Here is a 19411-nt window from a genome sequence, read left to right as displayed (position 1 = left end):
GTGTCAGATCCCATTCTCACTGCTGCCGAGCGGGTTCGAGAGGACGGGCCAAGCGCTCCTCGCGCCGGCCGGGACCCCGTGAACCTGCCGATGATCCGCAACTGGGTCGAGGCGATCGGTGACGAGAACCCGATCTACGTCGATGAATCGGCTGCCCGCGCCGCCGGACACGACGGAATAGTCGCGCCGCCGGCGATGGCGCAGGTATGGACGATGCGCGGTCTGGGGGCAATTCGAGAAGCCGACGATCCGTTGGGCCGGATGACGGACATCCTCGACGAGGCCGGATTCACGTCCGTCGTCGCGACCAACTGCGATCAGATCTACCACCGCTACTTGAAGCCAGGTGAAGAAGTCACCATCTCCTCGGTGTTGGAAGACGTAGTGGGACCCAAGAAAACAGGTCTTGGTGAAGGATGGTTCTTCACTACTCGCAGCTTCTGGCGGGTCGGCGAAGAACTGGTCTCGGAGATGATGTTCCGGATCTTGAAGTTCGCGCCGCCAGTCAGCGAGAGTTCCTCCACTGACGTGCCTGCGGACCTGGACGCATCTCGAATGCTGCGTCCGACAGCATCCCTCGACACGCAGTTCTTCTGGGACGGTGTCGCCGCACACGAGTTGCGTATTCAACTGCGTGCGGACGGTTCGGTACAGCACCCGCCGGTGCCCGCGATCTGGAAAGACAAGTCGGAGCAGACCGACTACGTGGTGGCGTCAGGTCGGGGAACGGTCTTCAGCTTTGTCGTTCACCACGCCCCCAAGGTTCCTGGTCGGTCGTTGCCGTTCGTCGTTGCCCTGGTCGAACTGCCCGAGGGTGTGCGGATGCTCGGCGAATTGCGCGGCGTCGATCCGTCGAGTGTGTCGATCGGAATGGAGGTGGAGGCGATCTACCTCGACTTCCCCGGAGACGACGAGACCGGGGGAACTCCCTGGACTTTGTACGCCTGGCAGCCGGTTGGGGCTTCTGCGGTTTCTGCGGGGAAGGAGTGACGATGACTTCGACGACGGATATCACTGTGGGAGAGGTTCTTCCGCAGCTCTCGATTTACGGCGACCCGACGTTTGTGGTCTCGGCGGCGCTCGCTACCCGCGATTTTCAAGATGTTCACCACGACCGCGATCTCGCACAGAAACGCGGCTCGAAAGACATTTTCGTCAACATCCTCACCGACACCGGCTTGGTGCAGCGATTCGTGACCGATTGGGCCGGACCGCGGGCTGTACTCACGTCGATCAAACTCCGCCTCGGAGTCCCCTGGTACGCCTACGACACCTTGACGCTCTCCGGAACGGTGACCTCCTACGACGAGGATCTCGTGTCGCTCGCGGTGGTCGGCAAGAACAGCCTGGGAGATCACATCACCGCACAGGTCACACTGGCATTTCCGGCGTCGGGCTCGAATGGAGACACTGAAAACGGAGACATTGAATGAGCGCATTGTCCGGCAAGGCAGCGATCGTCGGAATCGGAGCCACGGATTTCTCGAAGGACTCCGGTCGCAGTGAACTGCGACTGGCCGCCGAGGCTGTTCAAGCCGCGTTGGACGACGCCGGTCTGGCACCCGCCGACGTCGACGGTCTTACCTCGTTCACCATGGACACCAACACCGAAGTGGCAGTAGCTCGTTCGGTGGGGATTCCGAACCTCAAGTTCTTCAGCCGCATTCACTACGGTGGTGGTGCCGCTGCGGCGACGATTCAGCAGGCCGCCATGGCTGTTGCCACCGGCGTCGCAGACGTCGTCGTCGCTTACCGCGCGTTCAACGAGCGATCGGGTGCCCGTTTCGGGCAGGTGAACTCCGGCCTTGTGGCGCAGGTCAATTCGTCGGGCACGGATAACGCTTTTTCCTATCCTCACGGATTGGGTACTCCCGCATCCTTTGTCGCGATGGTCGCGCAGCGATACATGCACGTATACGGAGCGTCCAGCGAGGACTTCGGTCGAATCGCCGTCGCGGACCGTAAGCATGCAGCCACCAATCCGAAGGCGTTCTTCTACGGAAAACCGATTACCCTCGAGGACCATCAGAATTCGCGATTCATCGCCGAACCTTTGCATCTTCTCGATTGCTGCCAGGAGTCCGACGGCGGCATCGCGATCGTCGTCACCTCGGCAGAACGAGCCAAAGATCTGAAGAACACCCCAGCCGTTATCGCAGCGGCCGCACAGGGCAGCGGGGCAGATCAATACATCATGACCAGCTATTACCGCGACGGTTTGACCGGCTTACCGGAGATGGGCCTTGTCGGCGATCAGCTCTGGTCACAAAGTGGGCTGCGCCCGTCGGACATGCAGACGGCGATCTTCTACGACCACTTCACGCCCTATGTTCTGATGCAGCTCGAGGAACTCGGTTTCTGTGGCAGGGGAGAGGCAAAGGACTTCATCGCCGGTGGCGCAATCGAACTCGGCGGCAAGCTTCCGATCAACACCCATGGTGGACAGCTCGGCGAGGCATACATTCACGGGATGAACGGTATCGCCGAGGGTGTTCGGCAGATCCGCGGTACTTCGGTCAACCAGGTCGACTCCGTCGAGAATGTACTGGTGACTGCGGGAACGGGCGTTCCGACATCGGGGCTTGTGCTGACTCGCTGATTATCGTGGGCACAGCTTCATCAAGCGTCACGGCCGGTTGGCACCGCATCGAGGTCTCCTTCGATGCGGTGCTCGGGCCGTGTTCTGTTGTCGCCGAGGAGGTTCGAACCATCACGTTTTGAAGGTGGTGTTCGCCGGCCTGGGTTGCTGCCCGGGGTCGATCGAGGGCGGCGGGATGAACCAGGGTTTGTTGTCGGCGCCTATTCGGATTCCCCATTTGCCGACGAACCCGGCTTTTCGGTGCATCAGTCGGTGATGTGAACGGCACAGCAGGACCAGGTTGTTCATCACCGTCGGGCCACCGTTCGCCCAGTGCCGAATATGGTGCGCATCCGTCCACGCGGGCACGCATGTGCAGCCCGGGAAGGCGCAGCCTCTGTCGCGGGCAATCAACGCAGTCCGTTGTTCGGCGTTGACCAACGTCTTTCCTGGTTTCGCATCCAACGGCACGCCGTGACCGTCGAGCAGCACCGTGGACAGGAAGCAGTCACACCCGAGGAGTCTGGTCTGCGACACGGACAGTGGTCCGAGCCAGGGCATGTGCCCGACATCGAGATCCGACAGAGACTCTTCACCATCAGCAGCGGAGGGTGTTGCGGCGCAGTCACGGTGCTCGGCCAGATCCCGAGCGTTGATGTGCACGTTCACGTGCGGACGCTGACCACCGTCCGTGCCCGTCTTGGCGCAATCGAGATAGCGGCGGATCAGTTCGGTGAACCCGTCCGCGGTCCGCTTCGCTGCCGACCGGGCATCGGGGGTTCCGTCCGGTGCCGGGGTCGGCATCGTCAGATTCGACAACGCCGACAACAACATTTCACCGGTGAGGGCGTCGAAATCCCCACGCACCACCACCCGGCCATTCAATGTCGACGCGATCCGCAACTCGTTCCGGTCGACGTCTTCGGCGGGTGGAATCTCATCCGATTCGAACAACCTCTCCAACGTCGCGATCACGTTCCGCACTTTCGTCGTCGTCGCTTCCACCCCCGACGCAGCAGCCAACAGTAGGTCGATGCACTTCGGTAGCGCCTCCTCCGGCATGCCTTTCGGTGGTGATTCACAGAACGCCACGATCAACACGGCATGCTCGAACGAGCAATCCCCGCAATCGAACCGAGCAGCCACCGCCGGAAACGGCCGCAAAGCCGCACCCAACGCGGCGATCTTCTTCCCGTCCCGAACCTGCAGCATCGTGTTGGCCGCCAACCACGAACCGACCCCGCGGCTGGCGATCACCTGATCATCCGGGCGCATCGAGAGTTCGTCGACCACGGCCACCCGCACAGCCTCGAGACGCAGAATCTCCGCACTCGCCGACACCGCAGCCGCACGTAACTCAGCAGCCGACAACTGCCACAGACGTCCACGTAACCCCACCGCAGAACCCGACACCACATCCGACAACAAGACACTCATTGAATCCCCCGATCCCCTCCCCAAATCATACTCGAACATGCGTTCGAGTCAAGAGGTGCTTTTGGACTCGCTCTAGGATCGCTGGATGTTCACGTTGACTACGGAACGCCTTGTTCTTCGAGATTTCACTGCCGCGGATGAAGGTGCCGTCCATCAGTACGCGTCCGACCCTGCCGTCTGTAGATATGTTGATTGGGGGCCGAACACCCCCGCGGTGACCAGGGCATTCCTGGCGGACGCGGCACTCGAAGCTGCGCTCGTCGAACGTCGCACGTTCACCCTGGCCATCACGTCGAAGGCCGATGGAGCGGTCATCGGTTCGGTAGCTGTGTGGGAAGTATCCGCCGCGCACCGGCGGGCGGAACTCGGTTTTGTCGTGAACCCGAAGTTCCAAGGGCGAGGCTATGCGTCGGAGGCGGGGCGCGCGGTTCTGGAATTCGCCTTTGCTCGCTTCGGAGCGCAGCGAGTGCAAGCAACGTGTCGTCCCGAGAACTCGGCGTCGGCGTCGGTGCTCACCAAAATCGGAATGGAGGAGGAGGGGCGAATGAGGGCACACATGGTGATCCGGGGGACCGCGGTGGATTCGCTGCTTTTTGCTGCAACACGACCCGCCGCCGTACAGCCAGAGATCACGTCATCTCACTTCGCGTGACCTTCCCGGGCCCTGGTGCGATACTCGAACCATGTTCGAGGATGCCTTGCTCATCGACGCGGCCGGCCGGCCCACTATGCAGCATCACCAGGCCTTTTCTCGGGACTGGGACCGCATCAAGGAGTGGTCCGACAACATCTACATGCCGTATACGGTCACGCCGATCGGAAGTCGGTTGAAGCCGGCTTCGGACATGTACTCCGCGGCAGTCGGCAAGATCGACGTCACCAGATTCTGTTACGGGATTCCGGTCTCCGTCGGTGAATGTTCGCCTGAGGCCGGAAACATTCTGGTTCTGACGACTATCAGAGGCAACGGTCGACATGCCCTCGGCGGAGGAACTGCGGTGAATACTGCCGTGGGGGAGACCTTTGTCGCCGACTGTAGCCGGACCGACTACTTCGTCGAATTCGACGAAGATCATCTGCAGCTGAATCTCACTGTGCCGCATCAGCTTGTCGCCGATCACGCCATGCAATGGTTCGGGTCGGTTCCCGACGACCGTCTGTGGCGGCACAAGTGCACCATCGGCGGGCGGGGCTCGAGTTGGCTGGCATTGATGGACTACGTCGTTCGCGCAATTGCAGAGTCGCCTGAGGCGATGTCGAGCGAAAGGCTGGGTGCCAGGGTTCAAGAACTCATCGCGGCTCAGCTTCTCGACGAGTGGGCGACGCAGGCCGGGCTGCAACTCGGCGTCGACGTCGCCTCCGCCGAACCTGCCTACGTGCGATCGGCAGAGGAGTACATCGATACGTTTGCTCGCTCGGTGCCGACGGCATCGGAGATCGCGGCTGCGGTGGGTGTCAGTGTCCGGGCGCTCACTGCGGGATTTCGACGGTACCGAGACACCACGCCGGGGCAACGATTGCGCGCGCGTCGGTTGGAGGGTGTACGCGGCGAACTGTTGCGTTCCGACGGGAGAACCGTCTCCGAAATCGCCAACGCCTGGGGCTACGTCAATCTGGGTATGTTTGCGGCCACATACCGGAAACGGTTCGGAGAGTTGCCTTCCGAGACCCGGAATCGACTCTGAGGACAGTTGTTTGAACGGTCATGACGATCGTTTTACGCACTCGATGAACTGCCGTGATCCGTTGTTTCGTGTCGGAGCGTTCTGCAAGGATTGAAATCGAACGTGACAGCAATCCCACGAGCTAGGAGTACGTCATGGCAACTCGACTCAATCCGTACATCAGCTTCAACGGCAATGCCCGTGAGGCGTTGGAGTTCTACAAAGAAATCTTTGGTGGCACGCTGGCGCTGAGCACGTTCGGTGAGTTCGGCAATCCCGGTGAAGGCGGCGACAAGATCATGCACGGAATGCTCGAAACCGATCAGGGATACACCCTGATGGGTGCCGACACTCCGCCCGGCATGCCGTACAACCCCGGCGACAACATCACGGTCAGCCTCAGCGGCGACGACGGCGACGTGCTGCGCGGGTACTGGGAGCAGTTGTCGGGAACAGGTACGGTCAGCGTTCCGCTCGAGAAGCAGATGTGGGGCGACGAATTCGGCGCCTGTACAGACAAATTCGGCATTTCCTGGCTGGTGAATATCGGAGCGCCCCAGAGCTGACTCCAAGCTCTGCCCGGTTCTGCCGAAACGAGACAGTTTTCCTGCCGTTTCGAGGCAGAACCGGGTATGTGATCGCCGTTACATTCTGTTCGACAAGACAAGTTGCAAGTCGGATGGAGAAATGCAGTGACGATCGAAGATATTGCGCGGAAGCCCCTTTCGAAGCAGCACCTCGACGACGTGCTGGCGCGAGCAACTCAGCGGGCTGACCGAGTCCCGGGTGTCGTCGCGATGATCACGGATCGAGAAGGCAACATCTACGAGGGTGCAGCCGGTGAGCGGGCTCTCGGTCACGGCGAACCGATGACCCTCGATACAACCTTTGCGCTCTTCTCCACCACCAAGGCGATTACCGGTACCGCTGTCCTGCAATGTGTGGAGGAGGGGTTGCTCGATCTCGATGCACCTGCAGCGACCTATGTTCCCGACATCGGTGAGCTGAAGGTCCTGGACGGTTTCGACGCCGGCGGAAACCCCGTTCTTCGGGAACCCAAGCGTGACATCACCACTCGCATGCTGCTCCTTCACACTGCAGGGTTCGGCTACGACTTCTTCAACGAGTCGTACAACCGGCTCTCGCAGGAACATGGGCAGCCCAGCGTGATGACGTGTAGCAAAGCGGCGCTCACGACACCGCTGCTCTTCGACCCGGGTGAGAAGTGGGAGTACGGCACCAACATCGACTGGGCAGGACAGGTCGTCGAGTCGATTCGAGGTCATCGACTCGGCGATGTCATGCGTGAGCGCATCTTCGAACCTCTCGAGATGGCCGATACGGCATTCACGATGAGCCCGTCGATGAAGGATCGACTTGCGCCGATCCATCAGCGTGAGAGCGACGGAAGCCTCACTCCGCTCATCGGATTCGAGCTTCCGGCCGAACCCGAGGTGCACATGGGTGGTCACGGTTTGCACGGCACTGTCGGCGACTACATGAAGTTCATTCGTATGTGGCTCAACGACGGCGCGGGCACATCCGGTCGCGTGTTGTCGCCGGAGACGGTAGCTGCAGCCGTTCAGAACGGGCTCGAAGGCCAGCACGTGGGGTTGTTGCCCGGAGTTCTCCCGACACTGTCCAACGATGCGGAATTCTTCCCCGGTGTACCCAAGGGATGGGCATACTCCTTCATGACAAATGAAGAGGTGGCACCCACCGGTAGGCCGGCCGGATCGCTGGCTTGGGCGGGTCTTGCCAACCTCTATTACTGGATCGACCGGCAGACCGGCGTCGGCGGGTTCTGGGCAACGCAGATTCTGCCGTTCGCGGACGCTGGATCCATCAACGGATACCTGGAATTCGAGACCGCCGTTTACCAGTGATCGGCTGGATTCCCGCTGTCCGGGATCGACTGTTTCTTTCGGGCGGGTTCGGAGTACGCATGCAGTACAGCGCACGCTTGCATACGACGAACTAGGAGACGGCATGAACAGCCTCGAAGGCAGCTTCGAAGGAAAAGTTGCACTGATCACCGGCGCCGCACGCGGTCAGGGGCGCGCCCACGCTGTCGCATTCGCGGAGCGTGGCGCGGACATCGTGATCTGCGACCGGTGCGAGAACAGTGATGTCGTCGCCTACCCCCTCGCAAACGAGGAGGATCTGAAGGAAACCGTTCGTTTGGTGGAAGCCACCGGTCGTCGGTGCATTGCCGTCAAGGCAGACACTGCTGATCGCGACGCAATGGACGCGCTCGTTGCCCGCGCTGAAGCCGAGTTCGGCCGTGTCGACATCGCCGTCGCGAATGCCGGTGTGTCCGTGCCCGCTCCGATCACGTCGATGACGTCGGCGCAGTGGAACGAAGTCATCTCGTCGAACCTGACCGGTGTGTTCAACACCGTTGCGGCCGTGTCAGGTGGAATGGCGGAACGTGGTTACGGTCGCATCATCACGATTTCCTCGATGATGGGTCGATCCGGTGGCACCCAGATGGCGGCGTACGGCGCCTCCAAATGGGGCGTCATCGGTTTGACGAAGAGTGTGTCGCTCGAACTGGCCAACTCGGGTGTGACCGTGAATGCTATTGCACCGGGGAACATCTCGACGCCGATGATTCACAACGACATGATGTACGCAATGATGCGGCCTGACCTCGAATCGCCGACGGCAGACGACGTCGAACCCGTGTACGCGACTCTGCATGCGCAGCCGGTCGGTTGGCTGGATCCCTTCGAGATCACGCGAGTAGTCCTGTTCCTCGCCGCCGACGCGAGTGCCCACATGAGTGGCATCGTGGTTCCTGTCGACGCCGGAGTAGCCGCTCGCTCGAACGCTTGACGGACAAGACTGTTCGCGCGAAAGCGCGGACCGGGTGGGTCGTCGGCGTCCTGAGTCTGAGCGGCGTGGTGGTCGCGCTGCAACAGACCTTGGTGGTGCCGGTCCTGCCTGCGTTCGCGACGGCATCGGGAGTATCGTCCTCCACCGCTTCCTGGCTGGTGACCTCGACGTTGCTGACCGGTGCCGTCGCGACCCCTCTCATCGGCAGACTCGCCGACATGTTCGGCAAGCGCGCGATGATGCTCGTCTGTCTTGCCGTGATGATCGTCGGCTGCATGGTTGCTGCGCTCAGCCAGAGTTTCTGGTTACTGATCCTCGGGCGCTCGTTGCAGGGGTTCGCGACGGCACTTCTGCCCGTCGGAATCAGCATCATGCGCGATGTCCTTCCTCCGGAAAAGCTGAGTGGTGCAGTAGCTCTCATGAGTGCGACGTTGGGGATCGGTGGCATGTTCGGTATGCCGATGGCTGGGGTGATCTCGGCGCACTGGGGACTACCCGCGCTTTTCTGGGTCACTGGTGGATTCGGGGTCGTACTGATAGTCGTCTTGCCTCTGGTGGTGCCGGAATCGGATGTGAAGAGTCGCGGACGCTTCGACTTTCTGGGGGCCACGGTCCTCACACTCGCTATGACTGCACTGCTGCTGGCCGTTTCGAAAGGAACCGAATGGGGCTGGGCAAGCCCCGAGGTTCTGGTTCTGATCGCGTCCGGCGTGGTCTTGCTCTGTGGATGGATTCCGTGGGAACTGCACACGCCGGCACCGCTGGTCGACCTGCGGACTTCCCTTCGTACTCCGATTTTGGTCTCGAACGTCTGCGCAGTCTTGCTCGGGTTTGCCATGTTCATCAGCGCGTTGGCGGCAACTCAGGAACTTCAGTTGCCCGTCGCGTCGGCGGACGGTCTCGGACTCTCAGCCGCCGAAGCCGGATTGGCGATGATGCCGGGCGGAGTTCTGATGATCGGATTGGCGCCGGTGTCGTCGAAGGTGACGAGGCGATGGGGAGCGAAGACCACGTTGGCCTCAGGAGCGATCGTCATCGCAATCGGATACGTCTTGCGTGTGCTGTTGACGCCGACGCTGGTCAATATCGTGATCGGCGCTGCCGTGGTGTCCGCCGGTGTTGCATTTTCTCTGGCAGCCATGCCGACGCTGATCACCGAATCTGCACCGATCCATCAGACTGCGTCGGCCAACGGATTCAACAGCTTGCTCCGCTCGGTCGGTACCTCCACCGGAAGCGCTGTTGCGGCTGCGGTATTGGCCGGTTCGACGGTGGTGATCGGTGCGAGCACTGTGCCGACACTGCATTCGTTCGCGGTTTTGTACTGGATCGGAGCGGGCGTATCGGCACTGGCGGCCGCGGTGACGTTGGCAGTGAGGGTGGAGCGGACGGGGGCGGTATCGCTGCCCGAGTTACCAATTGCCGCTGAAACCGATGGCGCAACGAAGATCGGGTGAGTCGACGGACTCACCCGATCTTCGTCGTCACCGTTATCTTCGACTGGAATCAACCAGGTACTCGAGATTCTGGTTGTACGGGGTTGCCGTTACCGCAGCGTGCGAACTCACCCGAGACACCTCGGTAGTGCCGCGAACGACAGAGGCCTTGATGGAACCTACTTTCAACGGGGCGATGCAGCTGCTCATCCCGGCCGGGGCATTGCAGGTGGTTGTCGTGGTTCCAACAGTCACTTTGACGACTGCGGGAGCGGTCAGAAAGGTGAGAACCTCGACGGTATCGCGAGCGGGGGATGACCATTGGCGCAGTGACATCGGGGGTGTCGAAGGGTTGGCCGGAACTGCGGAAACTTTCTGCGTTCGATAACTCAGATAAGCAGTATCGCGGACGATCGTCGGCATTACCCCTGACCGGAACCAGTACAGACCATAGGCGTTGATGTCCAGCAGGGAGCGTCCGTGCCCCGCGCTGGGAGCAAAGGAAGTCCCCTCGCTGTAATCGTTCCAGGTTGTCAGTTGGACCCATTCGCTGCCTGAATCGAGCGCGATCTGCCAGGTATTGCGAAGATTCTGCGTGTTTTCCGCTTCGTCGTAGATGGCCTGGTTCGGTCTGACGTCTTGGAAGGAGACCGATTGCATCCAGATCTTTCCCAACGCATGAGCCGCGGCAGCCAAATCAAGCGGAGTATTTGGGCTGTTTACCACTGGGTTTCCCGCCGGATTCCGGTTTCCCCAACTCGACATGCCATAGCTGATGGAGGCAAACGCATTGCGGTTTGCCGCTGCGTCTAAAAATACCGGAACTAATGCGACATTTATCCCATATGACTGACTCATCAGGGTGATGAACTGCGACCACCACGTTGGACTTTTAGCCTCGGCAAGAAATGGGGAAATGACAAGTCGCCCGTCTCCAAGTTTGAATACCGACGGTTTTGTCGCATATGGCGCCATTTCTGCCGCAAGTTCTGCAGGGGTCATGCTATTGAAAGAAGCGCTCATATCGGGCATAAGCATTACTTTGAAATTTGGATCCACTGTTGCGGCGGCTTGCATGAGCGCGCCGGGAATGATTGAACCCCACCAACTGGTGTCCGTTGCCTTGGCCATGATGTCGACGGAGAACCCGTCGAGCCCAGCAGCGACTGCCTGACGAACTTCAGTTTCGAGATCTCTCTGACGCCACTGGGGATCTGCGATCGGCGGTCGTGGAGCAGGCCGATCGCGTATGAATCCAGCTGAATTGACGTGTGCATTGTTCTCTCCGTGCACTGTCATGTACTGAGTTGTGTAGTAGTCGCTGTTCGGGGTCGCGTTGTCGATAGATACCGGGTACGGCGGAAAATAATGTCCGAATACCTTCCGTCCGTTCAGCGTTGCCCGGTCCGGAATGTCGAAGGGGAGAGCAGCAGATTCCGGATTGGCAGAAAGAGCAGTGGGAGCAAACGTAGGTGATTCTGTGTGCCCTTGCCCCTGATAGGAATAGGCAAATGTGAGCGATAGTGCGATTGCCGTCGAGAGGCACATGAGACGGATTGTTTTCGGTAGGATTGCGTACCGTCGCATAGGGATGAAACGCATGGGAGTTATCCTCCAGGTCAGATTCTTCGGCTGTAGAGAAATTTGTTTGGAGTGCATTCTGAGGCACGAACTTTGCGACGCTAACATGAATTGAAATCCGAGGCACTCTCGTCCACTTGAATACGCGAGCGAGCCGAATCGTGAGTAGTCACGACGGTTGGGTCCTGTCGGGGGCCCGTTTGCAGGACTGCTGCGTGAAATCCTGGAATGTGTCGGCCACCTGGGTCACACTGGGGAACGGACTACCGACGGATTACCGATGCGGGAGGGCTCATGACCGAAGCGATTGTGGCCGAGGGGCTGGTCAAGAAGTACGGCGACGTCACGGCATTGGACGGCATCGACCTGGAAGTGCGCGAGGGTTCGGTGATGGCTCTGTTGGGCCCCAACGGCGCCGGAAAAACCACTGCGGTAAGGATATTCACGACGCTGCTCATTCCTGACGGTGGACGCGCCAAGGTTGCCGGGCTGGACGTGGTCGAGGATGCGCGGGCGTTGCGATCCAAGATCGGTGCTTCGGGTCAGTACGCCGCGGTCGACGAGTACCTGACGGGCTACGAGAATCTGGACATGGTCGGGCGGCTGTATCACCTCGGCGCCCGAAGCAGTAAGGCCCGAGCGCGTGAATTGCTCGAGCAGTTCGATCTCGTCGAGGCTGGAGATCGGCCGGTCAAGGGCTATTCCGGTGGAATGCGGCGACGTCTCGATCTCGCCGGCGCATTGGTTGCTCGGCCACAGGTGTTGTTTCTCGACGAGCCGACCACCGGCCTCGATCCTCGGGCGCGACTCGGTCTCTGGGACGTCATCGAAGGGTTGGTGGCTCAGGGGACCACGCTGTTGCTCACGACGCAATACATGGAGGAAGCCGAGAGGTTGGCCGACCAGATCGCCGTCATCGACCGCGGCTCGGTCATCGCGCGCGGTACTGCAGACCAGTTGAAGGCGCGGGTCGGGGGTGAGCGCATCGAATTGAGCGTGCACGAGGTCGAACATCTCGACATCGTCCGCGAGGAATTGCGCTCGCTTGCCGTGGGGGACATTCAGGTTCAAGAGAATGTCCGTCGCGTCACCGTTCCTGTCGACGACGGCACCGACGCGTTGGTCGCGGCGCTGAATCTTCTGTCGGCACGAGGCATCCGCGTATTCGACGTCGGCTTGCGCAGACCCACTCTCGACGATGTCTTCCTCACACTGACCGGGCACCAGGCTGAACTGGAGGATCAGAAATGACCGTGCAGATGGCGCTCGAAGACGGTTTGACCATCGCCAGGCGAAACTTGATCAAGATCAAGCGCGTTCCGGATCTGCTGGTGTTCACCACTTTGTCGCCGATCATGTTCGTGCTCTTGTTCGCGTATGTGTTCGGCAGTGCGATCTCCGTCCCGGGCACGTCGTATCGAGAATTCCTGATCGCCGGAATCTTCACGCAGACGGTCATATTCGGTGCCACCTGGACTGGTTTGGGGATGGTCGAAGACATTCAGAAAGGAATCATCGACAGATTTCGATCGCTGCCCATGGCTCCGTCTGCCGTGCTGACAGGCCGAACATCGAGTGACGTGTTGATCAACGTCATCAGTTTGGTGGTCATGTCGTTGACCGGTCTTCTGGTCGGGTGGCGGATTCACTCCAGTTTCCTCGAAGCGGTGGCGGGTTATGCGCTGCTTCTGTTCTTCGCGTACGCGTTGTCGTGGGTCATGGCTGTTGTCGGGCTTTGGATCCGGACGCCTGAGGTATTCAACAACGCGAGCTTCATCGTCATCTTTCCGCTGTCGTTCATCGCGAACACTTTTGTCGAGACCACCAATCTTCCCGGCCCGCTCAAAGTGATCGCCGAATGGAATCCGGTGTCGGCGGTTACTCAGGCGGTGCGTGAATTGTTCGGCAATACCAATCCTGCGATGACGGTTCCGGATGCGTGGCCACTGCAGAATCCGGTCATCGCGTCGTTGTTGTGGACTTTCGGTTTGCTGATCGTCTTCGTGCCGTTCGCTATTCGTCGGTATCAGAAGGCAGTCAGCCGCTGACCTGGTGATTCCGGCCGGTAGGGTGGATGTGTGCCGGAGCCCGAACGCATCGACAAACGCAGCCTGAGATACGCCGGGCGACGTGAGGAGTTGCTCGACGCGCTGACCCGCTACGTCATCGACAACGGTGTCGGGGAGTTGACGGTGAGGCAGCTCGCCAAGGCCGTGGGTGTGTCGCATGCGTCGCTACTCAACCATTTCGATAGCAAGGAGAATCTGCTCTCCGAGGTCATCGAGAACATGCGTGGTGAGTCCATTCCGATTGCGGTTCCGATGAAACCGGGGGTCGATCCGGCGGCAGTGCTGACCGCGTGGTGGACCGAACGTACGACGCCGGAGGTCCTGCCGCGGTTCCGAGTGATGGTCGAGATTTACGCCCTCGCGCTCGGCGACCGCGAACGCTACGGACGGTTCCTGGACCGTTTTGTAGGCGATTGGATCGAGGCGCTGGAAGCCGGTCTACGACAAGCGGGTTGCCCCGAGGACGATGTTGCCTCTGTCGCTACTCTATTGCTCTCGCAAATGCGGGGTCTGTCGATGGATCTTCTGGCCACCGGGGACCGGGCCCGCGTCGATCGCGCGTTCGGGCTTTTTGTCGACGGCTTTGCCGCCCGCGCTCGGGAGTGGTCCACGCCAAGATCCGATCGCCTTCAACGCTGACCGATCACCACGGTCGACGCGGTCTCGCTGTAGGTTGCCACCCGAGTGAGAAACCCTCCCCGAGTGAATGTTTCAACAGTCATTTCGACCTGCTCCGTACTCGTCTCGACGAGAAGGCAGCCACCCGGTCGTAGCCACGGCGCGGCGTCCGCGATGATGCGACGCTGCAGGTCCAGTCCGTCGGTACCGCCGTCCAACGAGACCAGCGGTTCGTGAAGACGGGCTTCGGGCGGCATCAGCCTGATCGATTCGGTGGGGACGTAAGGTGCATTGGCGACGACGACATCCACGCGACCGAGTAATTTCGTCGGCAGTGGTTCGAATAAATCGCCTTCGAGTACACGCTCGGGCGGTGTGATGTTTCGGCGAGCGCACCGCACTGCGGCCGGTTCCACGTCTACCGCGTACAAATCGACGGCGTCGAGCGTCGACTGCAGGACAACACCGACAGCTCCTGAGCCGCAACACATGTCGACGACGACGCTTCCTGGGGTGACAAGTGAGCAGGCCTGCCGGGCGAGGAACTCGGTGCGCCGGCGTGGGACGAAGACTCCGGAGTCGATGTGAATGCGCAAGCCGCAGAACTCGGCCCATCCGAGGACGGGCTCGAGTGGTTCGCCGGCAACTCGTCGGTCGACCATCGCGTCGAGTTCATCGCGAGAGCGTGCGGTGTGAAGAAGTAGGCGAGCCTCGTCTTCGGCGAAGACGCAACCTGCTGCTCGGAGGATCGCGGCCACCGACTTCTGCTGCGAAGCAGGGAAGGTCGGGAGATCAGGTGCTGACATGAGAGAGCCTTTCGGCCTCCTGATCTCGCGGGGGACCTGCACGTATCGAACACCGCCACCCTACCCGAGCAGGCGTGTCACGACGGTCGATGCGGAGCGGAAATTTAGGTTGACCAAATGGTAAGGCTGTTCTATGGTCTGAACTCGATCAGCTGATGTGGGGCCGATCACCACATATGCACCGTCACCGCAATCGGTAGGAGAAGTACGTGAGTAAGCGACTGTGTAGGACGCTCGTCGGACTGAGTGCGAGTGCGTTGGTGGCGTTGACAGTTGCGGCGCCGGCCGGAGCGGAACCGAACGATGCTCCGGGTGCTGTCGTGAGTCAGGAGTTGCTCGGTCCCGACCGGGTGATCCCGGGTGCCGTGAGCGCAACGAAGGTGACGTACTGGTCGACGGGCCCGAAGGATGCGCCGATGACGAGTACCGGTGTGGTGTATCGCCCAGAGGGAGCTCCGCCCGAGGGTGGTTGGCCGGTCATCTCCTACGCGCACGGGACGGTGGGTGTCGCGGATCAGTGTGCGCCGAGCAGCAGTGTTCCACTCGAACGGACCGCGACGCATCTGGGTCACTGGCTGGAGCAGGGATACGCGGTCGTGACCACCGACTACGTGGGGCTCGGAACACCCGGTGTTCACCCGTATCTCGACGGTCGTTCCGCTGCACACAGCGTTGTGGACATGGTGCGTGCCGCTCGTGCGGTCGACGACGACCTGTCGAGCGCATGGGTTGCGATGGGGCAGTCGCAGGGCGGGCAGGCGACTATGTTCACCGCTTCGCTTGCCACTGCTTACGCGCCGGAGTTGGACTACCGCGGCGCTGTCGCCACTGGTGTCCCCTCGAACATCGAGAATCTTCTACCGCTCGGTGGTCCGGCTTTCCCGGCGCTTCCGCTCAAGGGTACGACGGTCTACATCGCGAACGTTCTTGACGGACTGCGTGCTTCGCGGCCGGATATCGACATCGACTCGTATCTGACCCCGCTCGGCAAGACCATCCTCGACGACGTCGAGAACAACATGTGCTACACCGAGGCGCGCACGAAGTACGGAACCGTCACACTCGGGCAGGTGCTGACGAAGTCGCTGGACAATCCAGTATTCATGGAGGCTGCGCGTGACCTGCTCACTGTGCCGACCGCAGGATACGACCGCCCGTTCTTCATCGGTCAGGGGTTGTCGGACATCGATGTTCCGGCACCGCTGACACTGAAGTTCGCGGCCGACCTTACTGCCAACGGTGTCGACTTTGCATTCCATACCTATCCCACTGATCATCTGGGAACCGTTCCGGCTTCGGTTCCAGACAGTACCCCGTTTGTCGCGGCACTGTTCTCTGGTCAACGGCCATGCACCGGAAGCCTCTGCTGACCAACATCTTTCAGGCGGAACCAACTCCGCGCAGATAGATGTCGATCGGGATCCGAAGTTGCCGAACGGTTTCGGAGGAGCGGGGATCTCGGCTACGCGCTCCGAGGCAGTAGTCGAAGATCAAGCCCTCCAGAAGGCTCAGAAAATTTGCGGCGGCGACGTCAGGATCGTCAACGCCAACGATGTCGAAGACAGGCCTTGCCTTCTCCCGTGAAAACAGGCTGTCTTCGAGGAGTTGGTGCAATGCCGAATCTCGGGGAGTTTCCAAGAGCAGTGCATATCTCGCGATCAATTCGTGTCTGCGGTGCGAGAGAAGATCATCGAGATACTCGGCCGTCAGGGCAGCAGGATCGCTGGGCCTCTCGCGGAGTTCGTCGAATATCGAACGTGACCGGTGCACGATGTGCAATGCGGTTGCTTCGAGTAGTGCCTCGCGAGTGCGGAAATAGTACGACGTCGAACCGGCAGGAAGTTCCAGGGACTGATCAACCGCCCGATGGGTGAGTGCACGCGGGCCCTGCTCGGCGATGATCGTGACGGCGGATGCCGCGATGAGGGCTCTGCGATCAGGCTTCATATCGTTCCTTGTTGTCGATGTTGCATGCTGCAGATGGTGCGTCGTGAGGGTCACATTGACTCGATTTGCCTTCGATCACTAGCCTCGACTCTACAGACGTAGAGGAGTCTTATGCTACTGGACAAAGAGCAGTTGGCGGCACGCGAAGCCCTCGACGCACTGCAGGCCCGGATCTCGGGCGGTGAGGTCGGGGGTGGGATCTATCTCTGGGGTAGCGTCGGCCGCGGGAAGACGATGCTCATGGACGAGTTCTACGACAGGCTCCCGGTCAGCAAGCGGCGCATTCACTTTCATCGGCTCTTTGCAGATCTGCACTCTCGGGCGCATGAACTCGGCTCGATGGGCGTGGCACTGGATCACGTCGTCGATGGAATCCGTGTGCTCTGTTTCGACGAGTTCCACATCGACGACGTCGCCGACGCCATGTTCATGGCAAGGGTTCTCGACACAATCGTCGCGAAAGGCGTGACTGTTGTCGTCACGTCCAATGTTCCGCCGACCGATCTTCTTCCCAATCCGCTTTTTCACGAGCAGTTCGTTCCGTCGATCGAGTTGATCGAACGGACTCTCGAGGTGATCGAGTTGGGTGGCTCCGTCGACTATCGGACGGCGGGACAGCCAGGTGCCGGGGACTACCGATTTGCGACAGGGGAATTCCTCGTCGGCTCGGGAATTACGCGGCCTTCGGGCGAAAGTGTCGAATTGACGATAGGCACACGCACATTGGAGTGCTCGGCGATTCGAGACGGTGTCGTCTGGTTCGACTTCGAGGTGCTGTGCACTGGTTCGACCTCGGCTGCCGATTACCTCGCGCTCGCCGCCCGCTTCGACGACTGGGTGATCTTCGGAGTGCCGGTGCTCGCCGAGGCGTCGGAATTTGCCCTTCGCCGTTTCGCGAATGTCGTCGATGTTCTCTATGACGTCGATGCGCGGCTGACGATCTACGCCGACGCTTACGTCGAAGAAGTGGCAGGCAGCCTCCGGGACGTGCCGGGGTTGGCGCGCCTCTACAGTCGTCTGTCGCTACTGGCGAGGTCGGCGGTGGGCAGCATCAGTTGAGGAGCAGCGTCAACTCCAGGTGAGATCGCCGGTCGCGGCGCTGGGCGTGAGTCCGAACATGCTGTGGCAGATCCGGTTGAGATGGGCGCTGTCGGTGAAGCCGGCCTCGTGGGCACTGGTTGTCAGGCTTGCGCCACCGCTCATCACTTCCATGGCGCGTCGTAGCCGCAACCAACGAATGTAGGTCGAAAAACTCATCTGCAGTTGATCGTTGAAGATTCTTCCCAATCGGCCGGGCGAGATGGAGACCAGCGCGGCGGTGTCCGTCACCGTTATCGGCCCCGAAAGTCGCTCGGGCAGTATCGTCAGAGCATGCTCGAGTGCAGGGTGAAGAGCGCGTACGCTCGACGGCTGCTTGCTTTCGGACAGTGAATCGATCAGCCTCGCTGCGTATTCCAGATCCGAATCAGCGCCACGGTCCGTCATCGCTACTGCGGTCTGCCCACGGTCCGACCAGTCGGCCACACCACCGTGCTCGGATACAGGCGGCCTGATGCGCCGGCCCATCCCCGTGGTGGAGTCCACGTAGATCGCTCGTCCCCGCGCACCCTCGGAGGCGGACAACGCGTGGACCGCCCCGGATGGAATGACCACGGACCGCACGACTTCACTGTGGCCGTCCCCGTCCCCGTCCGTGACCGTGACGTCCCCGTCGTCGACGATCATGATCTGAACGGCGGCATGCGAATGCATGTGCGCGGATCCCACTGCGCCGGTGAACATGAGAATTCCGGGCTCCATGTGGACGGCGCCGGACCAGGTCATGTCGGAAATCATAGTGACGACCCTGACAGAGCTCGGGGTCCGGTCATCCTCCGGTAGGACCGCACTCGGTTCGAAGATCGTGCGCTGGGCCGATGTGCTGGCGAGGGGTTCACGAGAAGGTGGAATCATGAACAACGCACAAGCACCCGCAGTCCTGTCGGTCCACGCGCTGGGCAAGTCGTACGGCGACGTTCCAGTGCTCCGAGGTGTATCGCTGGAAGTGCGCGCCGGTACTGCTACGGCCATCATGGGTCCTTCAGGGTCGGGCAAGTCGACTCTGCTGCATTGCATGTCAGGAATCGTCAAGCCCGACTCGGGAGCAATCCTGCTGAGCGGCAGGCATATCGAGAACCTCGGTGAGAACGACCGCAGCCGCCTCCGACGCGAGTCGTACGGATTCGTTTTTCAATCGGGCCAACTGTTACCGGAGCTTCCGGCGATCGAGAACGTCGCTTTGCCCTTGGTGCTCAACGGGTTGTCCATCGCCGAAGCCAAGCGGACGGCGCACGGCTTCTTCGCGCCATTGGGACTGGACGGTCTGCAGGACCGTCGCCCGGGTCAGATGTCGGGTGGTCAGTCGCAACGTGTGGCGATTGCGCGAGCGTTGGTGACC

General features: G+C 60.8%; 20 protein-coding genes. 15 read left to right on the top strand and 5 right to left on the bottom strand.

What is annotated here, in order from left to right:
• The 3 genes from ACYP01_RS11275 to ACYP01_RS11265 are packed head-to-tail and all read left to right on the top strand — an operon-like array spanning position 1 to position 2599.
• Positions 1 to 990 (top strand): bifunctional MaoC family dehydratase N-terminal/OB-fold nucleic acid binding domain-containing protein, encoded by a 990-nt coding sequence (locus tag ACYP01_RS11275; RefSeq protein ID WP_083954645.1) that lies wholly within the window; start codon positions 1 to 3, stop codon positions 988 to 990.
• A 2-nt stretch (positions 991 to 992) separates the two neighbouring features.
• The gene (locus ACYP01_RS11270) at positions 993 to 1433 is read left to right on the top strand and encodes a MaoC family dehydratase (protein WP_042920527.1); all 441 of its coding nucleotides are present in this window, start codon (positions 993 to 995) and stop codon (positions 1431 to 1433) included.
• On the top strand, positions 1430 to 2599 hold the full coding sequence (locus tag ACYP01_RS11265; protein ID WP_459679975.1) for a lipid-transfer protein: 1170 nt from the start codon (positions 1430 to 1432) through the stop codon (positions 2597 to 2599). Before ACYP01_RS11270 ends, ACYP01_RS11265 begins: the two co-directional genes overlap by 4 nt.
• A gap of 111 nt (positions 2600 to 2710) precedes the next feature.
• On the opposite strand, the gene ACYP01_RS11260 is transcribed toward ACYP01_RS11265, so the two are convergent.
• Positions 2711 to 4015 carry an HNH endonuclease signature motif containing protein gene (locus ACYP01_RS11260; protein WP_459679973.1) on the bottom strand — a complete coding sequence of 435 codons (1305 nt, stop codon included), beginning with the start codon at positions 4013 to 4015 and terminating at the stop codon, positions 2711 to 2713.
• Positions 4016 to 4100: 85 nt separating this feature from the next.
• On the opposite strand from ACYP01_RS11260, the gene ACYP01_RS11255 reads away from it, so the two are divergent.
• The 6 genes from ACYP01_RS11255 to ACYP01_RS11230 all read left to right on the top strand — a co-directional run bounded on the left by ACYP01_RS11255 (position 4101) and on the right by ACYP01_RS11230 (position 9974).
• Positions 4101 to 4667, top strand: a complete 567-nt coding sequence (locus ACYP01_RS11255) for a GNAT family N-acetyltransferase (protein ID WP_058227269.1) — start codon at positions 4101 to 4103, stop codon at positions 4665 to 4667.
• Between the two features lie 31 nt (positions 4668 to 4698).
• A complete protein-coding gene (locus tag ACYP01_RS11250; protein ID WP_007734026.1) occupies positions 4699 to 5700 on the top strand; it encodes an AraC family transcriptional regulator in 1002 nt (333 codons plus the stop codon).
• A gap of 134 nt (positions 5701 to 5834) precedes the next feature.
• Positions 5835 to 6245, top strand: coding sequence for a VOC family protein (locus ACYP01_RS11245; protein ID WP_047269632.1), 411 nt, complete (start codon positions 5835 to 5837; stop codon positions 6243 to 6245).
• Between the two features lie 126 nt (positions 6246 to 6371).
• On the top strand, positions 6372 to 7565 hold the full coding sequence (acmB, locus tag ACYP01_RS11240) for a methyl acetate hydrolase AcmB (protein ID WP_459679970.1): 1194 nt from the start codon (positions 6372 to 6374) through the stop codon (positions 7563 to 7565).
• Positions 7566 to 7668: 103 nt separating this feature from the next.
• Positions 7669 to 8517 (top strand): mycofactocin-coupled SDR family oxidoreductase, encoded by an 849-nt coding sequence (locus tag ACYP01_RS11235; protein WP_003945658.1) that lies wholly within the window; start codon positions 7669 to 7671, stop codon positions 8515 to 8517.
• A complete protein-coding gene (locus tag ACYP01_RS11230; protein ID WP_459679968.1) occupies positions 8514 to 9974 on the top strand; it encodes an MFS transporter in 1461 nt (486 codons plus the stop codon). Before ACYP01_RS11235 ends, ACYP01_RS11230 begins: the two co-directional genes overlap by 4 nt.
• A 33-nt stretch (positions 9975 to 10007) precedes the next feature.
• Here ACYP01_RS11230 and ACYP01_RS11225 read toward each other — a convergent pair whose 3' ends face one another.
• Positions 10008 to 11501, bottom strand: coding sequence for a glycoside hydrolase family 71 protein (locus ACYP01_RS11225; protein ID WP_459679966.1), 1494 nt, complete (start codon positions 11499 to 11501; stop codon positions 10008 to 10010).
• A gap of 327 nt (positions 11502 to 11828) precedes the next feature.
• On the opposite strand from ACYP01_RS11225, the gene ACYP01_RS11220 reads away from it, so the two are divergent.
• Genes ACYP01_RS11220 through ACYP01_RS11210 form a run of 3 tightly spaced genes read left to right on the top strand, consistent with a single transcriptional unit; the run spans position 11829 to position 14242 of the window.
• Entirely contained in the window at positions 11829 to 12785 is a 957-nt protein-coding gene (locus tag ACYP01_RS11220) for a daunorubicin resistance protein DrrA family ABC transporter ATP-binding protein (protein WP_003945489.1), read from the top strand.
• Positions 12782 to 13582 carry an ABC transporter permease gene (locus tag ACYP01_RS11215; protein WP_003945537.1) on the top strand — a complete coding sequence of 267 codons (801 nt, stop codon included), beginning with the start codon at positions 12782 to 12784 and terminating at the stop codon, positions 13580 to 13582. Before ACYP01_RS11220 ends, ACYP01_RS11215 begins: the two co-directional genes overlap by 4 nt.
• Positions 13583 to 13612: 30 nt before the next feature.
• A complete protein-coding gene (locus ACYP01_RS11210) occupies positions 13613 to 14242 on the top strand; it encodes a TetR/AcrR family transcriptional regulator (protein WP_459679963.1) in 630 nt (209 codons plus the stop codon).
• On the opposite strand, the gene ACYP01_RS11205 is transcribed toward ACYP01_RS11210, so the two are convergent.
• On the bottom strand, positions 14233 to 15027 hold the full coding sequence (locus tag ACYP01_RS11205) for a putative protein N(5)-glutamine methyltransferase (protein WP_047269628.1): 795 nt from the start codon (positions 15025 to 15027) through the stop codon (positions 14233 to 14235). The genes ACYP01_RS11210 and ACYP01_RS11205 overlap by 10 nt on opposite strands.
• Before the next feature lie 209 nt (positions 15028 to 15236).
• Between ACYP01_RS11205 and ACYP01_RS11200 the strand changes: the two genes are divergently transcribed.
• Complete coding sequence (locus tag ACYP01_RS11200) at positions 15237 to 16397, top strand: lipase family protein (protein WP_047269627.1); 1161 nt, start codon at positions 15237 to 15239, stop codon at positions 16395 to 16397.
• Between the two features lie 10 nt (positions 16398 to 16407).
• Here the strand turns inward: ACYP01_RS11200 and ACYP01_RS11195 are convergent, their stop codons facing one another.
• The gene (locus ACYP01_RS11195) at positions 16408 to 16974 is read right to left on the bottom strand and encodes a TetR/AcrR family transcriptional regulator (RefSeq protein ID WP_063315041.1); all 567 of its coding nucleotides are present in this window, start codon (positions 16972 to 16974) and stop codon (positions 16408 to 16410) included.
• Positions 16975 to 17085: 111 nt separating this feature from the next.
• On the opposite strand from ACYP01_RS11195, the gene zapE reads away from it, so the two are divergent.
• A complete protein-coding gene (gene zapE / locus ACYP01_RS11190) occupies positions 17086 to 18033 on the top strand; it encodes a cell division protein ZapE (RefSeq protein ID WP_459679959.1) in 948 nt (315 codons plus the stop codon).
• Positions 18034 to 18042: 9 nt separating this feature from the next.
• Here zapE and ACYP01_RS11185 read toward each other — a convergent pair whose 3' ends face one another.
• Positions 18043 to 18798 (bottom strand): helix-turn-helix transcriptional regulator, encoded by a 756-nt coding sequence (locus ACYP01_RS11185; RefSeq protein WP_459679956.1) that lies wholly within the window; start codon positions 18796 to 18798, stop codon positions 18043 to 18045.
• Here ACYP01_RS11185 and ACYP01_RS11180 point away from each other — a divergent pair.
• A partial coding sequence (locus ACYP01_RS11180) for an ABC transporter ATP-binding protein (RefSeq protein ID WP_459679954.1) occupies positions 18773 to 19411 on the top strand: 639 nt, incomplete at its 3' end. The two genes, ACYP01_RS11185 and ACYP01_RS11180, sit on opposite strands and share 26 nt — an antisense overlap.

This window comes from Rhodococcus sp. no. 34 (genome assembly GCF_054589475.1).
This window is presented reverse-complemented; position numbering and strand designations above follow the sequence as displayed.

Bases quoted from the DNA above. Each gene is read 5' to 3' on its own strand.
- ACYP01_RS11270 (WP_042920527.1), top strand. From the start codon at position 993: ATGACTTCGACGACGGATATCACTGTGGGAGAGGTTCTTCCGCAGCTC.
- ACYP01_RS11265 (WP_459679975.1), top strand. From the start codon at position 1,430: ATGAGCGCATTGTCCGGCAAGGCAGCGATCGTCGGAATCGGAGCCACG.
- ACYP01_RS11260 (WP_459679973.1), bottom strand. From the start codon at position 4,015: ATGAGTGTCTTGTTGTCGGATGTGGTGTCGGGTTCTGCGGTGGGGTTA.
- ACYP01_RS11255 (WP_058227269.1), top strand. From the start codon at position 4,101: ATGTTCACGTTGACTACGGAACGCCTTGTTCTTCGAGATTTCACTGCC.
- ACYP01_RS11250 (WP_007734026.1), top strand. From the start codon at position 4,699: ATGTTCGAGGATGCCTTGCTCATCGACGCGGCCGGCCGGCCCACTATG.
- ACYP01_RS11245 (WP_047269632.1), top strand. From the start codon at position 5,835: ATGGCAACTCGACTCAATCCGTACATCAGCTTCAACGGCAATGCCCGT.
- ACYP01_RS11235 (WP_003945658.1), top strand. From the start codon at position 7,669: ATGAACAGCCTCGAAGGCAGCTTCGAAGGAAAAGTTGCACTGATCACC.
- ACYP01_RS11225 (WP_459679966.1), bottom strand. From the start codon at position 11,501: ATGTGCCTCTCGACGGCAATCGCACTATCGCTCACATTTGCCTATTCC.
- ACYP01_RS11220 (WP_003945489.1), top strand. From the start codon at position 11,829: ATGACCGAAGCGATTGTGGCCGAGGGGCTGGTCAAGAAGTACGGCGAC.
- ACYP01_RS11215 (WP_003945537.1), top strand. From the start codon at position 12,782: ATGACCGTGCAGATGGCGCTCGAAGACGGTTTGACCATCGCCAGGCGA.
- ACYP01_RS11205 (WP_047269628.1), bottom strand. From the start codon at position 15,027: ATGTCAGCACCTGATCTCCCGACCTTCCCTGCTTCGCAGCAGAAGTCG.
- ACYP01_RS11195 (WP_063315041.1), bottom strand. From the start codon at position 16,974: ATGAAGCCTGATCGCAGAGCCCTCATCGCGGCATCCGCCGTCACGATC.
- zapE (WP_459679959.1), top strand. From the start codon at position 17,086: ATGCTACTGGACAAAGAGCAGTTGGCGGCACGCGAAGCCCTCGACGCA.
- ACYP01_RS11185 (WP_459679956.1), bottom strand. From the start codon at position 18,798: ATGACCTGGTCCGGCGCCGTCCACATGGAGCCCGGAATTCTCATGTTC.